The following is a 397-nucleotide window of genomic DNA, read 5'->3' on the forward strand; positions in this document are numbered from 1 at the left end:
ATCAGCTTCGTTTGCGATTGCGCCTACGATGTTTTTAACTTGAACACCATGGTCACGGCCTACTTCGATACGGTATGTATCCATAGGGCCTTGACTGCTGTTACGTGGGCCACGTTCGCGCTCAGGACGCTCACGACGTTCACCATTACGCTCACGACCACGACCTTGACGGTCATTACGCTCACCACGACGGTTGTTGTCACGACGGTCATCGCGATCACGACGTTCACGCTGTTGAATCTTAATATCTTCAACTTTAAGTGGCGTTTGCTGTTGTGCTAAACATAGCATAGCACCCGCTAACTGTTCTTGAGAGAGCTCAAGCTTTTCAGCAAGACCTGCCGCCACTTCGTTAAAGAAGTTAATGTCTTTGTGTTCAAGGGCATTAGTGAGCTTC

General features: G+C 49.1%; 1 protein-coding gene. It reads right to left on the minus strand.

The window, feature by feature from the left end; all coding sequences use genetic code 11:
* On the minus strand, positions 1-397 hold a 397-nt coding region (locus CWC11_RS20935; protein WP_502704813.1), incomplete at both ends, for a DbpA RNA binding domain-containing protein.

The sequence above is a fragment of the Pseudoalteromonas sp. S3178 genome (assembly GCF_005886985.1).
Lineage (GTDB): Bacteria > Pseudomonadota > Gammaproteobacteria > Enterobacterales > Alteromonadaceae > Pseudoalteromonas > Pseudoalteromonas carrageenovora.